Annotated in this window: 12 protein-coding genes and 1 pseudogene; 11 read left to right on the top strand and 2 right to left on the bottom strand. The window is 60.1% G+C overall.

All coding sequences use genetic code 11. From position 1 onward, the window contains the following. Positions 1-127: 127 nt before the first annotated feature. From RYB09_RS12295 to RYB09_RS12330, 8 genes are all read left to right on the top strand, one after another. A complete protein-coding gene (locus RYB09_RS12295; protein ID WP_316888650.1) occupies positions 128-1,759 on the top strand; it encodes an ABC transporter substrate-binding protein in 1,632 nt (543 codons plus the stop codon). After that, complete coding sequence (locus RYB09_RS12300) at positions 1,756-2,706, top strand: ABC transporter permease (RefSeq protein ID WP_044317386.1); 951 nt, start codon at positions 1,756-1,758, stop codon at positions 2,704-2,706. Before RYB09_RS12295 ends, RYB09_RS12300 begins: the two co-directional genes overlap by 4 nt. Positions 2,707-2,710: 4 nt before the next feature. Continuing rightward, entirely contained in the window at positions 2,711-3,643 is a 933-nt protein-coding gene (locus tag RYB09_RS12305; protein WP_080394920.1) for an ABC transporter permease, read from the top strand. Next, positions 3,640-5,283: a dipeptide ABC transporter ATP-binding protein gene (locus tag RYB09_RS12310; protein ID WP_219169201.1), complete on the top strand. Its 1,644-nt coding sequence runs from the start codon at positions 3,640-3,642 to the stop codon at positions 5,281-5,283. Before RYB09_RS12305 ends, RYB09_RS12310 begins: the two co-directional genes overlap by 4 nt. A gap of 244 nt (positions 5,284-5,527) precedes the next feature. Further along, complete coding sequence (ehuB, locus tag RYB09_RS12315) at positions 5,528-6,400, top strand: ectoine/hydroxyectoine ABC transporter substrate-binding protein EhuB (RefSeq protein ID WP_219169203.1); 873 nt, start codon at positions 5,528-5,530, stop codon at positions 6,398-6,400. 57 nt (positions 6,401-6,457) lie between these two features. Beyond that, a complete protein-coding gene (gene ehuC / locus RYB09_RS12320; protein ID WP_003383635.1) occupies positions 6,458-7,135 on the top strand; it encodes an ectoine/hydroxyectoine ABC transporter permease subunit EhuC in 678 nt (225 codons plus the stop codon). A gap of 3 nt (positions 7,136-7,138) precedes the next feature. Next, positions 7,139-7,789 carry an ectoine/hydroxyectoine ABC transporter permease subunit EhuD gene (ehuD, locus tag RYB09_RS12325; protein WP_004664960.1) on the top strand — a complete coding sequence of 217 codons (651 nt, stop codon included), beginning with the start codon at positions 7,139-7,141 and terminating at the stop codon, positions 7,787-7,789. Further along, positions 7,782-8,579 (top strand): amino acid ABC transporter ATP-binding protein, encoded by a 798-nt coding sequence (locus tag RYB09_RS12330; RefSeq protein WP_316888654.1) that lies wholly within the window; start codon positions 7,782-7,784, stop codon positions 8,577-8,579. Before ehuD ends, RYB09_RS12330 begins: the two co-directional genes overlap by 8 nt. A 67-nt stretch (positions 8,580-8,646) precedes the next feature. On the opposite strand, the gene RYB09_RS27210 is transcribed toward RYB09_RS12330, so the two are convergent. After that, entirely contained in the window at positions 8,647-9,519 is an 873-nt protein-coding gene (locus RYB09_RS27210; RefSeq protein WP_371875240.1) for a methyl-accepting chemotaxis protein, read from the bottom strand. 33 nt (positions 9,520-9,552) lie between these two features. Beyond that, positions 9,553-10,575, bottom strand: a pseudogene (locus RYB09_RS27215) (methyl-accepting chemotaxis protein); the annotation flags it as partial. A gap of 315 nt (positions 10,576-10,890) precedes the next feature. On the opposite strand from RYB09_RS27215, the gene mexE reads away from it, so the two are divergent. The 3 genes from mexE to RYB09_RS12350 are packed head-to-tail and all read left to right on the top strand — an operon-like array spanning position 10,891 to position 16,733. After that, positions 10,891-12,132 (top strand): multidrug efflux RND transporter periplasmic adaptor subunit MexE, encoded by a 1,242-nt coding sequence (gene mexE, locus RYB09_RS12340; RefSeq protein ID WP_230016323.1) that lies wholly within the window; start codon positions 10,891-10,893, stop codon positions 12,130-12,132. Positions 12,133-12,144: 12 nt separating this feature from the next. Continuing rightward, positions 12,145-15,336, top strand: coding sequence for an efflux RND transporter permease subunit (locus RYB09_RS12345; RefSeq protein WP_316888657.1), 3,192 nt, complete (start codon positions 12,145-12,147; stop codon positions 15,334-15,336). Then, entirely contained in the window at positions 15,336-16,733 is a 1,398-nt protein-coding gene (locus RYB09_RS12350; protein WP_316888659.1) for a TolC family protein, read from the top strand. The genes RYB09_RS12345 and RYB09_RS12350 overlap by 1 nt, the downstream gene beginning before the upstream one ends. Positions 16,734-16,865 lie beyond the last annotated feature (132 nt).

Raw genomic sequence — 16,865 nt, forward strand, 5'->3', positions numbered from 1 at the left:
CTCTTTCCATAAGCATACGGTCTTAAAACCAGCCGGATCGCTGCGCTCGACTTGAAGAGGACTTTTCCATGCATCGCACTCAACCCTCGACTTTCACCCACGGATTCGTATATCGGAGGACAGCGCGATGACCGTGCGCCCTCTTCTTGCACGCCTGTTATTCGTCGCCATTACTGCCCTCACCCTGCTCGGCTGCTCGCCCTCTGGTCAGGAAGGCCAGGCAAGCAAGACGCTCAAAGTCGCTTTCTTCAGAGACAACACCACGCTGGTCAGCCTTGATCCGTTCCAGGTGTACTGGCTCGAGCACCGCGTGGTGCTGCGTAATGTCGCCGAGTCGCTGACCGATCAGAACCCACAGACCGGCACTATCATTCCCTGGCTGGCAGAGCGCTGGGACGTCAGTGAAAACGCGCTGGAGTACACCTTCCACTTGCGCAAGGATGTGACGTTCAGCAATGGCACGCGCTTCGACGCACAGGCCGTAAAAACCGCCTACGACAGCAATAAAGCGTTTGCCGCGCAATTACCTGCAACCTTTGGCGCGACCTACCTGAAGGGTTATGACCACGCCGAAGTCGTGGACGATTTCACTGTAAAACTGGTGCTGGCCACGCCAAATGCGGGCTTTCTGCAAGCCACCTCCACCACCAACCTTGCCATTCTCGCCCCGGAGTCCTACACACTCAGCGTCAAGCAACGCTCGCTGGGTGCAATCATTGGCACCGGGCCATTCGTGCTGGAGCGCTACACGCCTGAAAGCGGTTTGCGCCTGATCAAACGCAAGGGCTATGCCTGGCCATCGGCCAATGCGCAGAACAGGGGTGAGGCGCATCTGGATGCGGTCGAAGTCAGTTACGTTCCGGAAGAGAGCGTGCGCAATGGCCAGTTCGTTCAAGGCCAGGTCGACATCCTCTGGCCACGCAACCCGTTTTCCGAAGTGGACCTGAACCTGTTCAAATCCAGGGGCGCGACCATCCAGAGCCGCTCGCTGCCAGGGCCGGCCCTGAACATGTACCCCAACACGCGCGGCAATCGCATCCTCGCTGACCGCAATGTGCGTCTGGCCCTGCAAAAGGCCATCGACCGCAAGACCTACGCCGCCACTGTCTACAACCCGCAATTTCCGGTGGTGTCGGGTATCTACGACGTCACCACGCCGTTTTACAAAAATCAATCCGACAGACTGGCCTATGATCCTCAGGGTGCAGAGCGCTTGCTCGACGAAGCTGGCTGGCAGAAGAACGCCGACGGCTATCGATACAAGGACGGCAAACGACTGAAGCTGGCCTACAACCTGTCCCCCGCTGAAACCGCTGGTGATGTGCTGATTCAGGATCAGCTGCGCAAGGTGGGTATCGAGCTCAAGCTCAACGTGGTTACTACCGCCGAATGGGCAGCTGCCAATGCGGCAGGCAATTATGACCTGACGTCCACCTACATGACCCGCGCCGACCCGATCATCCTGCAGACCATCATCGACCCGCGCAGCGCCAACAGCTCGACATTGGCGACCAATCTTTACGCACCGCAAACACTGGCCAAAGCCCTGGAACTGTTTGACGCCGGGCTGACCGCCACGCGCAGCGAACAACGCGCAAAAGCCTATGGCGACCTGCAGGACCTGCTGATCGATGAAGGTTCGGCATTCCCGGTCTACGAGCGGGTCTGGCAAGCCGCCACGGCGAAAAACGTGCGTAACTTCCACTGGACGGCGGAAGGCTTTGCGCTGTTCAACGACATCGAGATCGCCACGCCATGAGCCGTTATATCCTCAGCCGGATCGCCCAGGCGCTGCTGGTACTCTGGGGTGCCTACAGCATCACCTATTTCATTCTGTATCTGCTGCCCGGCGATACCCTGTCGATCATGCTCAGCGCCTCAGGTGTCGAAATCGACTCCCTGTCCGCGCAGGACCTGGCTCAAGCCAAGCTCTATTACGGGCTGGACCGAGGCGTCTTCGAGCAATATGTCGACCTGCTGTGGGGCGCTGTTCAGGGTGACTTCGGCAATTCGCTGACACTCAATCGTCCGGTTTCGGAACTGCTGGTCGAACGTTTGCCGCAAACCCTGAGCCTGGCCGGGCTGGCCATTGTTCTGTCGCTGATCGGTGGCGTCGGGCTGGCTTATCTCACCGCCTACGTGCGCTGGCAGCCGTTGAAGGTCGCCTTGTCCCGGCTGCCGTCGCTGGGCTTCTCAGTACCGGTATTCTGGATGGGCCTGTTGTTCATTCAGCTGTTCGCATTCAGCCTTGGCTGGTTTCCAGCAACCGGCAATCAGGGTTTTTCCAGCCTGATATTGCCCGCCGTCACACTGGCGATCCCCAGCGCTGCGGTGTACGCGCAGGTTTTGCAACGCGGCTTTCAGGGCGTCTGGAAAGAGCCCTACATCATTACCGCCTACGCCAAGGGCCTCACTCGCGCCCAGGTTCAGGCCCGCCATGCGTTCAAGAACGCTGCCTTGCCGCTGTTGACGCTGATCGGTCTGCAAGTGGGCAACACCGTGTCCGGTGCCGTGCTGGTGGAAACCATTTTCGCCCGCTCCGGGGTCGGTCGTCTTGCCCAGGAGGCCGTGCTGCGCCAGGACATTCCGGTGGTGCTGGCCATCGTTGCAGTCTCGGCAGCTGCTTTCGTCGTGGTCAATCTGATCGTTGATCTGTTGTACCCCGCGCTGGATCCGCGCATCGCCCACACGCCAAAGGTCTCCTGACGCCATGACTATCTTCGACAACCGCCTTGCGCGCCTGACCCGCCTTGTTGATTCCGCTCAAAACCTTCCCGGCAAAAACGCACCTGCCGCGCAGTGGCAGCGACGCAGCAGCCTGAGTCGCGCCGTGGAGGCCGCCAAGCCCCTGCTGCGCCGTCCGGGGTTTCTGCTCGCCGTGGCAATGGTCGCCTTTGCGTTGCTGGCGGCGCTGGCACCCAACCTGCTAAGCAGCTACGCACCTTACGCCACCTCGCCCAGCGACAAACTCACCGCACCAAATGCCGCGCACTGGTTCGGCACCGATGAACTGGGCCGTGATCTCTACACCCGCGTGGTGCACGGGTCTAGCCTTTCGGTACAGGCCGCATTGCTGGCGGTGGGCATCGCCATGGCCGGAGGCCTAAGCCTGGGGGTGATTTCCGGTTTTGCAGGCGGGCGCATCGATGCGGTGATCATGCGCCTGATCGATGTATTGCTGGCCCTGCCCGGCCTGTTACTGGCGCTGGCGATTGTCACCGCCATCGGTTTCGGCACCATTCCGGTGGCCATCGCGGTGGGTGTAGGGATCATCCCCGGCTTCGCCCGCACAACCCGCGCCGAAGTGCTGCGCGTCAAGACCCTGCCTTACGTCGAAGCGGCGCGTCTGGGCGGTGCCAGCTGGACCCGAACCCTGCTGCGCCACATTCTGCCCAACGCCTGGGGCCCAGTGGCGGTGCTTGCCACACTGGATTTCGGTGCAGCGATTCTGGCGACTGCCGGGCTGAGTTTCCTTGGCTTCGGTGCCGAACCACCGGCTGCCGAATGGGGCACGCTGATCGCCAACGGTCGTCACTTCCTGATGACCGCGCCCTGGGTGTCGCTGCTGCCGGGCCTGTTCGTGGTTGGCGTAGTGTTCAGCTTCAATCACATCGCCCGCACTCTGGAAGAGACTCAACGATGACCGATACCGCTCAACTGATCGACATTCGTCATCTGGGTGTCGCCTACCGTTTCGACGGCCAGACCAACCAGGCCGTACGCGGCGTCTCGTTTCAGGTGGCCAGGGGTGAAACCGTGGCAATTGTCGGTGAATCCGGGTCCGGCAAGTCGACCCTGGCCAACGCCATACTCGGCCTGTTGCCAGACAACGCGACCATCACAGGCGGCGAGCTGCACGTCGATGGTCAAGACCTGAGCCACGCTTGCGAGCGAGAAAAACGTCGGGTTCGCGGCAGCGTGATCGGTCTGGTGCCGCAAGACCCGATGGTCGGCCTCAACCCTACCCTGCGCATCGGCCGGCAAATTGCCGAAGCACTGATTCAGGCCAATGGCCGACGTTACCCGGCGGTGGATGCCGATGTGCTGGAGTTGCTGCAACAGGTCGGTCTGGACAAGCCGGTATTGCGCGCCCGCCAGTACCCGCACGAGCTATCCGGTGGCATGCGCCAGCGCGTGCTGATCGCCATCGCGTTGGCGGGCAATCCTCGCCTGATCATCGCCGATGAGCCCACCAGCGCTCTGGACGTGACAGTGCAGCGCAAAATCCTTGATCACCTGCAACGCCTGGTGGCCGAGCGCGGCATTTCCCTGCTGATCATTACCCACGATCTCGGCGTGGCTGCCGATCGTGCTGACCGTGTGCTGGTGATGAACAAGGGCGAGCTGGTCGAACAAGGCCCGCCGCAACAGATACTCATCACGCCTCGCCATACCTATACGCGCGCACTGATCGCGGCAGCACCGGCTTTCGGCCAACGCAAGAGCCCGGCAACAGTGCGTCCGGTATCGAGCAGCGACACGCCTCTGCTGACCCTGAGCAACATCGGCAAGACCTATCGCCTGCCCTACGTGAAAGGTGAAGACACAGGCTTCCAGGCATTGCAGGACGTCAACTTCAAGGTTTATCCCGGCCAGACCCTGGCCATCGTCGGCGAGTCCGGCTCTGGCAAAAGTACTGCACTGCGCATTGCGCTGGGCCTGGAAAAACCCACCCACGGGCGAGTTTTGCTGGACGGCCAGGATGTTACCGACCTGGGCTGGCGCGAATTCAGACCACTGCGGCGGCGTATCCAGTTAGTGCAACAAAACCCGTTCGCGGCACTTGATCCGCGCTTCACGCTATTCGAGAGCATCGTCGAGCCACTGGTCTCGTTTGGCCTGCTCAAAGGCCGCGAACTGGAGCAGGCCGCGCGCCAGTTGATTGAGCGAGTGCACTTGCCCGTGGCGTATCTGGACCGGCTGCCCCGCGAGCTTTCCGGTGGCCAGCGTCAGCGCGTAGCAATTGCCAGAGCGCTGGCCCTGCAACCGGATCTGCTGCTGCTCGATGAGCCGGTTTCGGCACTGGACGTGTCGGTGCAGGCGCAGATTCTCGACTTGCTGGTCGAACTGCAATCCGAATCCGGCATCGCCTACGTGCTGGTTTCCCACGACCTGGCAGTCGTCGCCAGCGTTGCCCACCAGGTGCTGGTGCTCAAGCATGGCAAGACCGTCGAGCAGGGTCTGGCCAAGGATGTTTTTGCCAGACCTGAAGCGGCTTACACCCAGGAGTTGATTGCTGCGATACCTGGCCGGCGTCTGGAGTTACAAACAGGGATGCACTGACAAATACCTGGGTTTACATCAATTGGTCGCACGACGTTTGGAGTCCATGGCGTCGGCGACTGCGTATATGCATATTCCTTATCGATATTTAAATTATCTTTTTAATAGCTATAGAGTTTCATCTTATGCACCAAACGTTGCCGAAGCAGGATGCAGGCAATACCAGGCCAACTTGCGCACCTGACTCGCATGTTCAGGCCGCATCAGCAAGAAGCCCCTATCCCCCCTACTTCGAGCACTCGCAATGAAAGGCATCAACCCCCTGTCGTTCCCAGCCCTGATGGGTTCAGCGCTGTTGCTGAATGCCGTTATTTCGTTTCCCGCCCTGGCCGGACTGCTGGAAAAAGGCCGCACTGACGGCCTGACCGCTGGCATCGCCAACGAACAGCCCTATGCCTACATCGGCACCGATGGCAAAGCCACCGGGGCCAACGTCGAGATACTGCGGGCGGTTCTCGAACCGCTGGGCATCAAGCAGATCGAGACGCCTATCACTGACTTCGGTTCGCTGGTGCCGGGTCTGGCAGCAGGTCGTTTCGACTTGATCGGTGCAGGCCTGTTCATCAATCCGAATCGCTGCAAGGTCATCGCGTTCTCCAACCCGGTGACGCGATCCGGCGGTGCGTTCATTGTCAAAACCGGCAACCCGCTGAACCTGCACAGCCTCAAGGACGTCGCCAGCAACGCCAAGGTGCGCCTGGCCACTCAACCTGGCAGCAATCAGGTTCAGGAAGCCAAAGACAGCGGTATCGCCAACGGCAACGTTGTGTTGTTCGACAAGGACACCGAGGCATTGGCCGCCTTGCAGGCGGGTCGCGTGGACGTGGTGTATTTCCCGGATGCCGAAGTCATCAGTCTGATCAAGAAAGCCAACAGTCCGGACATCGAGCGCGCCTTGCCTTTCGAGCAGATTCCGGACGCCAGTGGCAAACCGGGCTGGAATTACCACGCCTACGGCCTGCCAAAAAACGATCCGGCCTTCGAACAGGCTTTCAACGAACAACTGGCCAAACTCCGGGCGTCGGGCGAGCTGCTGAAAATCCTGCAGAAGTACGGTTACACCGAAAACGAACTGGCTGACCCGGCCATCACCGCAGCCCAACGCTGCAACCCATGATCTGCCCCGCCCCGCAAGGGCGCGCAGTAAACGGCCCTGACCCACACGAGTACGGCCATGCCTGTTGATGCTGCAACACTGGAAACCGCAGGTTTCATTGCCAGACAACTGGCCCACGGCGCCTGGATCACCCTGCAGATCACTGTGCTTGCCGAACTGCTGGTGCTGGTGCTCTCGTTTGTAATCGCCCTGATGCGCCTGTCGCCATTCAGGGCGTTACGCTGGTTCGCCACGGTGTATGTCGAGGTGCTGCGTGGCATCTCGGCATTGGTGCTGCTGTTTTACCTGTTCTTCATTCTGCCGCTGTTCGGCATCCGCCTGTCCCCCATGACCACCGGCGTGCTGGGGCTGGGGCTGACGTTTTCGGCGTATGGCGCGGAAATCATTCGCTCGGCACTGATCAACGTCAGCCAGGGTCAACGTGACGCTGTGCGTGCGCTGGATTTCGGGCCGATAAGCGCGTTTCGGCGAATAATTCTGCCGCAGGCCCTGCCGTTCATGATCCCGCCGATGGGCAACCAATTGGTCGAGCTGCTGAAAACCACCTCACTGGTTTCCCTCATTACCCTCACCGACCTGACCTTTACCGGCAGTCAATTGATCACCACGCTGGGCCAGCAAACGCTGATCTGGAGCATCGTGCTGGTCTGCTATTTCGTGATGGCCTGGCCATTGAGCTGGCTGGTCAAGCGTTATGAGCAGCACGCCACCGCGTGGCGCACGGCCAGGGGATGAACGATGGAGTTTGATATCGCATTCGCTTGGTCGATTCTGCCGGAGCTGTTTCAGGGCTTGCTGGTGACCGTGCAGGTCGTGGTGCTGGGGTTCCTGCTCGCGGTTTTGCTCGGTCTGATCCTGGCCCTGACACTGCGCTCGCAGATAACCATCGTGCATCGCCTGAGCAAAGGCTACCTGAGCTTTTTCCGTAATACGCCGTTGATGGTCCAGTTGTATGTGCTGTTCTTCGCGCTGCCGCTGGCGGGCATCACCTTCCCGGCCATCACTACCGGTGTGATAGGTCTTGGCTGCTATTACGCGGCCTACATTGCCGAAGCGTATCGCGGTGCCATCGATGACATCCCTGCCGGGCAATGGGAAGCCGCACGCGCGCTGGACTTCAGCCGTGGCGACACCTGGCGGCGCATTATCCTGCCGCAAGCGTTGAAACCCATGCTGCCGGTGCTCGGCAATTACCTGATCGGCATGTTCAAGGAAACGCCGCTTCTGGCGGTGATTACCATCCCTGAACTGTTTCAGGCTGCCAAGCAGATCGCCGGCATGACCTATCGTTACAACGAACCGTACACAGTGATGGCGCTGATGTTTCTGGCGATCAGTGTGCCGACCTCGTTGCTGTTCAAATACCTGGAAAGGCGCAGCCATGTCTGATCTCGCACACACCGCAATCCCACCCGTCACCATTGCGCAGATACAGCTGAAACACGTGGTCAAGGACTTCGGCCGCAACCGGATCATCGACCATCTGGACCTGAGCATTCCTCAAGGTCAGAAAGTCGCCTTGATCGGCCCCAGTGGCTCGGGTAAATCAACGGTATTGCGCCTCATCAAGGGGCTGGAAAACTATCAGCAAGGCAGCATAGAAGTCGCAGGCGAAACAGTGCCCGCGCGCAAATCCCTATGGCACTGGCCCGGCGCACGCAAGGCTCCGGTCGAGCATCGGGTTGGCATGGTGTTCCAGCAGTTCAATCTGTTCCCACACCTCACTGTTCAGGAAAATGTCACCGAAGCGCCGTTACGGGTACTCAGACTGCCTCGCGAAGAGGCCCTTGAGCGCGCGCATCAATACCTTGGGCTGGTCGGGCTCGCTCACAAGGCCGATGCCTACCCGAGCCAGCTTTCCGGTGGTCAGCAACAACGTGTAGCGATTGCCAGAGCGCTGGCCATGCGCCCGCAGGTCATGTTGTTCGATGAAGTCACCTCGGCGCTCGACCCGGAGCTGGTCGGCGAGGTGCTGTCAGTGATTCGCTCGATTGCCCACGAGTTTCAGATGACCATGTTACTGGTGACCCACGAGATGAAATTCGCTCAGGACATCGCTGACCGGGTGCTGTTCATGGAGGGAGGCCGCATCGTGGCAGACGGCACCCCGGGCGAAATTCTGCTGAATCCGCAAAACGAGCGAACCCGAAGGTTTTTGCAGTTGGTGGAGCAGCGCTGATTGCCAGCGCTGCTCTTTTTGCAGGGTGAGACTTTTGGGCCTCGCGACTTTTTGAAAGTGGCGGCAATCAGATCCGGAAGCGCGCAACCATGTCCTGCAGGTTGCTGCCCAGGCGCGCCAGTTCCACGGTAGACGCCGCGCTCTGCTCAGTGGCCGTGGCCGACTGATCGGCGATGTCCCGTACGCTGATGACACTGCGATTGATTTCGTCGGTGACGGCGCTCTGCTCTTCAGCGGCAGCAGAAATCTGTTGGCTCATCTGTTCGATGGTCCCAATCGAATGAGTGATTTCAAGCAGCGATTCTTCGGCCTGCCGCGCCAGCGCCACTGTGCCTTCGGTACGTTGACGGCTGGCATTCATCAGCTCCGATGCCGCGCCGGTGCCATCTTGCAAGGACTTTATCAGCGCCTCGATTTCAGTCGTGGATGACTGTGTACGCTGAGCCAGCGAGCGCACCTCATCGGCCACCACGGCAAAGCCACGCCCCTGCTCACCCGCACGTGCGGCTTCGATCGCCGCGTTGAGGGCCAACAGGTTGGTTTGTTCTGCGACCGCCTTGATCACATCGATTACACCGCCAATCTTGTCACTGTCCTGTATCAGGCGCTGCATGGCCTCGCCCAGTTGCCCCACTTCACCGGCAAGCTGGCTGATTTCACGCGTGGCGTGTTGCACCACGCTGCTGCCATGAGCAGCACGATCACTGGCCTGTCTGGCGGCCTGCGATGCATCTTCAGTGTTCTGCGCCACTTCCTGAACGGTGGACGCCATCTGGTTCATGGCGGTCGCCACCTGATCGACTTCCAGTTTCTGCTGAGTGACGCCCGCGCTGGTCTGTTCGCTGACGGCTGAAAGCTCCTCGGCCGCCGTGGCGATCTGTGTCACACCATTACTGATACCGCCAATCAGGGTGCGCAACGATACGGTCATCTGGTGCATGGTGTTTTGCAGCAGGCCCAGCTCATCCTGGCGAGTGGTGCTGAGGTCATTGGTCAGATCGCCGTCGGCAATTCGACGCGCAGCGATCACCGTGGAATCGAGCGGACGAGTAATCTGACGGGTAATCAGGATCGCCGCGAAGATGCCCAGCAGCAATACGATCACCGCCACCGTGAGCAACTGGGTGACCGCGCTGTCTTTTTCTTTATTGGCACTGACCACCTGGCCCGCCATCAGCTTTTCGGTACTGGTGACGATGTCCATTGACTGCTGGCGAAGGCTGTCGCGAATCTGATCGCTCTGTTGCATCAGTTGCGAGATGGAGACCATCAACGATTTGTACTGTTGCAGTGCCCTGAGCGCTTCATCCACTGCCGGGCCGGCCTTGTTCGGCAATTGGTTGCGCGCACTGCTCACCTGAGCGATCAGTGAGTCGGCAGCATCGAAGGTGATCTGCCTGTTTTCAGCGGTCGGAATACTGATATAACGGCGAAACACCAGGCGAAAACTGGTCATGCCATTGCGCAGGTCGCCGGCAATCTTTACCTGGTCGATACCGCTTTGATCCAGCGAGCGGGAAACGTCGTCGAAGGTCTTTTGCAGGAGTGTCTCGAAGCTTCCGCTCACCTGCTCGGAAATGGTGATCAACGGCTGCATGGCCTGATCAATTTGCCGATTATTATCGACCAACTGGCTGAACGTTTGTCTCAAGCCACCCACCTGATCGCGAATACCTCTGAGAATATCGGCATTGGCCGGAACAGTCAGAAGCTTCAGGCCGTCCTCGATGGTCTTGCCCAGGTTGTCCAGAGCGACCGTGTAGCCCTGCGAATTGCTCGCGTCAGGCTTGGCAGTATAGGCCTGCGCAGCGATCCTGAGGCTTAGCGCATCGGCCTTTACTTCAGAAACTTTGGCTGCCTTGCCCAGCCGCTCGATCAGCAGGTTGGTGCTGAGGTAGCCGATCGCGGTGACCGTCAGCACACCCAGTAGTATCAGACCGAAGCCTATACTCAGCTTTTTGCTGACCTTCAAATTGTCCAGCCATGTCGACTTCATCAAAATTTTCCTCGGGATTTATCGTAATACTCAAGGATCGACTGTTCGCTGGACAACTTGATAGCGGCGGCGATTGCAAAGATTGATCGAATAGATAGCAATATGACATGAGCTTTTTGGCTCGCCATAAGGGGAGCATTCTCAGCCCCAAATGCCTGGCCACCATCCACCTTGCGGGTCACCCGGAGGCAGGTTTTCGAAGACCTATGGGTACTCATCATTGCCAGTGATAGTAACCTTCGGTTTATTCGATTCGTTAATAACACCCTGTGCGCAACAGAATCCGCCCATTCCTTACTATCGGCGGAACTTCCCATGCACCAGACACTCAGCCATCTGCGCTACCCTCTCACCGCCCTCGCCCTTATCGTTATCAGTGCTTGCGGCCGCGCGCCGGAAGCCACCAGTGCGCCTGGCGCAGCCAAGGTCAGCGTGGCCAAGGTGCTGGAGCAGCCGATCAACGAATGGGATGAATTCACGGGTCGTCTTGAAGCGCCGGAAACCGTCGAGGTTCGCCCAAGGGTGTCTGGTCAGATCGATCAGGTAGCGTTCACCGACGGTTCGCTGGTCAAGAAAGGCGACCTTCTTTTCCAGATCGACCCGCGCCCGTTCCAGTCCGAAGTTCGTCGTCTTGAGGCGCAGCTGCAACAGGCCCGTGCCGTTGCACTGCGCAGTGACAATGAAGCCCAGCGCGGCGAGCGTCTGCGTACCAACAACGCGATTTCCGCCGAGCTGGCCGACTCGCGCACCACCTCGGCGCAGGAAGCCAAGGCCGGTGTCGCGGCCATTCAGGCGCAGCTGGATCTGGCTCGACTGAACCTCAGTTTTACCCGTGTTACCGCACCGATTACAGGTCGTGTCAGTCGCGCAGAAATCACTGCTGGCAACATTGTGACTGCAGATGTCACCGCGCTGACCAGCGTGGTCTCCACCGACAAGGTCTACGCCTACTTCGACGCTGACGAACGCGTGTTCCTCAAGTACACCGAGCTGGCCCGCAAAGGCCAGCGCGGCCAGACCACTCCGGTGTACCTGGGCCTGTCCAATGAAACCGGCAACCCGCACCTGGGCCAGATGAACTTTGTCGACAACCAGGTCAACCCCAAGACCGGCACCATTCGCGGTCGTGCGGTGTTCGATAACGCCGACGGGGATTTCACCCCCGGCCTGTATGCCCGTCTGAAACTGGTGGGCAGCGGCACTTACTCAGCGGTGCTGATCAATGACGAAGCAGTGGGCACCGACCTGGGCAAGAAGTTTGTGCTGGTCATGGACAAGGACAACAAGCCTGCCTATCGGGCTGTCGAGCTGGGCCCGAAAATCGAAGGCCTGCGCATTGTCCGTAACGGTCTGGGCAAGGACGACACCATCGTCGTCAAAGGCTTGCAGCGCGTGCGTCCCGGCCAGCCTGTGGACCCTGAAGTGACACCGATGGCCAGTGCCGACACCCTCGCAGCATTGCTCAAACAACGCCAGGCCCTCGAAGCCAGCAACCTGCCACAAGTGGCGCCCAAAGCGGCCGTCAAAATCGCCAGCGCCACTGCGCCGCGCGGCTAAGGGACTTGTCCGATGAACTTCTCCAAATTCTTTATTTCCCGGCCGATCTTTGCCGCAGTGCTGTCGCTGCTGATCCTGATCGCCGGTGCTATCTCACTGTTCCAGCTGCCGATCAGTGAATACCCGGAAGTAGTGCCGCCCACGGTAGTCGTGCGCGCCAACTTTCCCGGCGCCAACCCCAAGGTGATCGGCGAAACCGTAGCCTCGCCGCTGGAACAGGCCATCACCGGTGTCGAAGGCATGCTCTATATGTCTTCGCAGGCCACTGCCGATGGCAAGCTGACCCTGACCATCACCTTCGCACTGGGTACTGACCTGGACAATGCGCAGGTGCAGGTGCAGAACCGCGTGACCCGCAGCGAGCCCAAGCTGCCGGAAGAAGTGACGCGCATCGGCATTACCGTGGACAAGGCCTCCCCCGACCTGACCATGGTTGTGCACCTGACCTCGCCGGACCAGCGCTACGACATGCTGTACCTGTCCAACTACGCCGTGCTCAACATCAAGGATGAGCTCGCGCGACTGGGCGGTGTCGGTGACGTGCAACTGTTCGGTATGGGCGACTATTCGCTGCGGGTCTGGCTGGACCCGAACAAGACTGCCTCACGCAACCTGACCGCCACCGATGTGGTCAATGCGATTCGCGAGCAGAACCGTCAGGTTGCCGCAGGTCAGCTGGGCTCCCCGCCCTCGCCGAATGCCACCAGTTTTCAGATGTCGATCAACACCCAGGGCCGTCTGGTCACCGAGGAGGAGTTCGAAAACGTTGTGGTTCGTGCAGGCGCTGATGGCGAAATCACTCGTCTGAAGGACGTTGCACGCATCGAGCTGGGCTCCAGCCAGTATGCGCTGCGCTCGCTGCTGAACAATCAGCCTGCCGTGGCCATCCCTATTTTCCAGCGGCCCGGCTCCAACGCCATCGACATCTCCAACGATGTACGGGCCAGAATGGCCGAGCTGAAAAAGAGCTTCCCGGAAGGCATGGACTACAGCATCGTCTATGACCCGACGATCTTCGTGCGCGGCTCCATCGAGGCGGTGATTCACACCCTGTTTGAAGCACTGATCCTGGTCGTGCTGGTGGTGATCCTGTTCCTGCAGACCTGGCGCGCTTCGATCATCCCGCTGGTGGCCGTACCGGTGTCGCTGATCGGCACCTTTGCCGTCATGCACATGTTCGGCTTCTCTCTGAACGCGCTGTCATTGTTCGGGCTGGTGCTGGCAATCGGCATCGTGGTGGACGACGCCATCGTGGTGGTGGAGAACGTCGAACGAAACATCGAGCTGGGGCTTGAACCGGTTGAGGCCACGCACAAGGCCATGGCCGAAGTGACTGGACCGATCATCGCCACCGCGCTGGTGCTGTGCGCGGTGTTCGTACCGGCAGCGTTCATTTCCGGCCTGACCGGACAGTTCTACAAGCAGTTCGCACTGACCATCGCCATCTCGACAGTGATTTCGGCCTTCAACTCGCTGACCCTGTCGCCTGCGCTGGCCGCGGTACTGCTCAAAGGCCACGATGCGCCCAAGGATCGTTTCTCGCGTTTCCTTGAAAGAATCCTTGGCGGCTGGCTGTTCCGTCCGTTCAACCGCTTCTTCGAAAAAGCCAGCCATGGCTATGTCGGCACCGTCGCGAGAGTCATTCGCAGCAGCGGCATCGCGCTGTTGGTGTATGCAGGCCTGATGGTCCTGACCTGGCTGGGTTTCGCCAGCACGCCGACCGGTTTTGTTCCCAGCCAGGACAAGCAGTACCTGGTGGCCTTTGCCCAACTGCCGGACGCTGCCAGCCTCGACCGAACCGAAGACGTCATCAAGCGCATGTCCGAGCTGGCACTCAAACAGCCGGGCGTGGAAAACGCGATTGCCTTCCCCGGCCTGTCGATCAACGGCTTCACCAACAGCCCGAACAACGGCGTGGTGTTCGTCGCCCTCAAACCGTTTGACGAGCGCAAGGACCCCAGCCTGTCGGCCAACGCCATTGCCGGCGCCCTGAACGGCCAGTTCGCCTCTATCCAGGAAGCGTACATGGCGATCTTCCCGCCACCTCCGGTACAGGGGCTAGGCACCATCGGCGGTTTCCGACTGCAGATAGAGGACCGTGGCAACCTGGGTTACGACGAGTTGTACAAGGAAACCCAGAACATCATTGCCAAGAGCCGCAGCGTGCCGGAACTGGCCGGGTTGTTCACCAGCTACACCGTCAACGTGCCGCAGGTGGATGCTGCCATCGACCGCGAGAAGGCCAAGACGCATGGCGTTGCGGTCAGCGATATCTTTGACACCCTGCAGGTTTATCTGGGCTCGCTGTATGCCAACGACTTCAACCGTTTTGGCCGCACGTATCAGGTCAATGTCCAGGCAGAGCAGCAGTTCCGTCAGGATGCCGACCAGATCGGTCAGCTCAAGGTGCGCAACAATCTGGGGGAAATGATCCCGCTGGCAACCTTCGTAAAAGTCAGTGACACCGCAGGTCCCGACCGCGTAATGCACTACAACGGCTTCATAACGGCAGAAATCAACGGTGCTGCCGGTCCGGGCTTCAGCTCTGGTCAGGCGCAGGCGGCGGTCGAGAAACTGCTGCGTGAAGAGCTGCCCAACGGCATGGTTTACGAGTGGACTGACCTTACGTACCAACAGATTCTTTCGGGCAACACGGCGCTGTTCGTCTTCCCGCTGTGTGTTCTGCTGGCATTTTTGGTACTGGCGGCTCAGTACGAAAGCTGGAGCCTGCCACTGGCGGTGATCCTGATCGTACCAATGACCCTGCTTTCGGCGATTGCCGGGGTGATGATTGCCGGTAGCGATAACAACATCTTCACCCAGATCGGGCTGATCGTACTGGTGGGCCTGGCGTGCAAGAACGCGATTCTGATCGTCGAGTTCGCCAAGGACAAACAGGCCGAGGGCATGAGCCCGCTGGATGCTGTCCTGGAAGCATGCCGACTGCGCCTGCGTCCGATTCTGATGACGTCCTTCGCGTTCATCATGGGCGTAGTACCACTGGTGCTTTCCAGCGGTGCAGGTGCAGAAATGCGCCATGCCATGGGGGTCGCCGTGTTCTCCGGGATGCTGGGGGTCACGTTCTTCGGCCTGCTGCTGACGCCGGTGTTCTACGTGCTTATCCGTAATTACGTCGAACGCCAGGAGGCCCGCAAGGCCGCCAAGGCACAAAGACTGCAAAACCTGCCTGCGGAGATGCATTGATGAGCGCGTTAAAACTCTTCCTCCCGAGCCTGCTGGTCATGGCGCTGACAGCCTGCGCCGTCGGCCCGGACTACAAGGCACCGGTTACGGCGCCAGCACAACTGGCGTCCGCAGCCCAGGGCAACTATGACCGCAGCAAAGTGGACACCGTCTGGTGGCAGCAGTTTGAGGACCCTACCCTCAATAAACTGGTGGCCCGGTCGCTGGACGGCAACCGCGATCTGCGTGTTGCCTTTGCCCGCCTGAAAGCTGCACGGGCGATTCGCGATGACGTTGCCAACGACGCCATGCCGGTGATCACCAGCCGGGCCAGCAGTGACCTGGGCAAGGGTCAACAACCTGGTGTTACCGAGCGGCGCGTCAATAGCGAGCGGTATGACCTTGGCCTGGACATGGCCTGGGAGGTCGACCTGTTCGGACGTATTCAGCGCCAACTGGAAGCCAGCGATGCCGATCAGGAAGCCGCCGAAGCCAATCTGTATCAGCTTCAGGTGACTCTGATTGCCGAGGTGGTCGACGCCTACGGGCAGCTACGCGGCGCACAGCTGCGTGAAGCCATCGCCCGCGACAACCTGAAAAACCAGCAGAGCTCTCAGGACGTGACCACCCAGCTGCGTGATGCCGGCGTGGGCAATGAACTGGACGTGGTGCGTGCCGAGGCACGACTGGCAGCCGTTGAAGCGACCGTACCGCAGTTGCAGGCCGAGCAGGTTCGCCAGCGCAATCGTATCGCCACGTTGCTGGGCGAGCGCCCGGAAAACCTCAGTGTCGACCTGAGCCCGAGCAAACTGCCTGCTATCGCCAAGGCCCTGCCGATTGGCGATCCGACACAGGTGCTGCGCAATCGGCCCGACATTCGCGCCGCAGAGCGCCAACTGGCCGCCTCGACCGCACGCATCGGCGTGGCGACCGCTGACCTGTTTCCACGGGTCAGTCTGAGCGGTTTTCTGGGCTTTACCGCTGGCCGCGGCTCACAGATCGGTTCGTCAGCGGCCAAAGCCTGGTCACTCGGCCCCAGCATCACCTGGGCAGCTTTCGATCTGGGCAGCGTCAGGGCGCAGATTCGCAGCGCCGATGCCGACGCCGAGGGCGCGCTGGCCAACTATGAGCAGCAGGTATTGCTTGCCCTGGAGGAGTCGGAGAACGCCTTCAGCGATTACGACAAACGCCAGCAACGGCTGGTTTCGCTGATGCGCCAAAGCGATGCGAGTCGCTCCGCAGCCAGGCTGGCTTCAGTGCAGTACCGCGAAGGCACAGCGGACTTCCTGGTCCTGCTGGATGCCGAGCGCGAGCGTCTGGCCGCTGAAGACTCTCAGGCACAGGCAGAAATCGAGCTGTACCGCGGCATCGTAGCCATTTACAAGGCACTGGGTGGCGGCTGGCAACCTCAGGCCTGATACACCGAACAGGCCGTAAACCCGCCCCGCGCCCATTCAGGACGCGGGGCTTTTTTTGTCCGTAAGCCGACGGCATCATGATTGCCGTTTGACAGCTGCCACCCACTCCCCGAAGCTGCAACCCGTCAAGCA

The organism is Pseudomonas syringae group sp. J254-4 (assembly GCF_032586855.1).
Classification (GTDB): domain Bacteria; phylum Pseudomonadota; class Gammaproteobacteria; order Pseudomonadales; family Pseudomonadaceae; genus Aquipseudomonas; species Aquipseudomonas amygdali.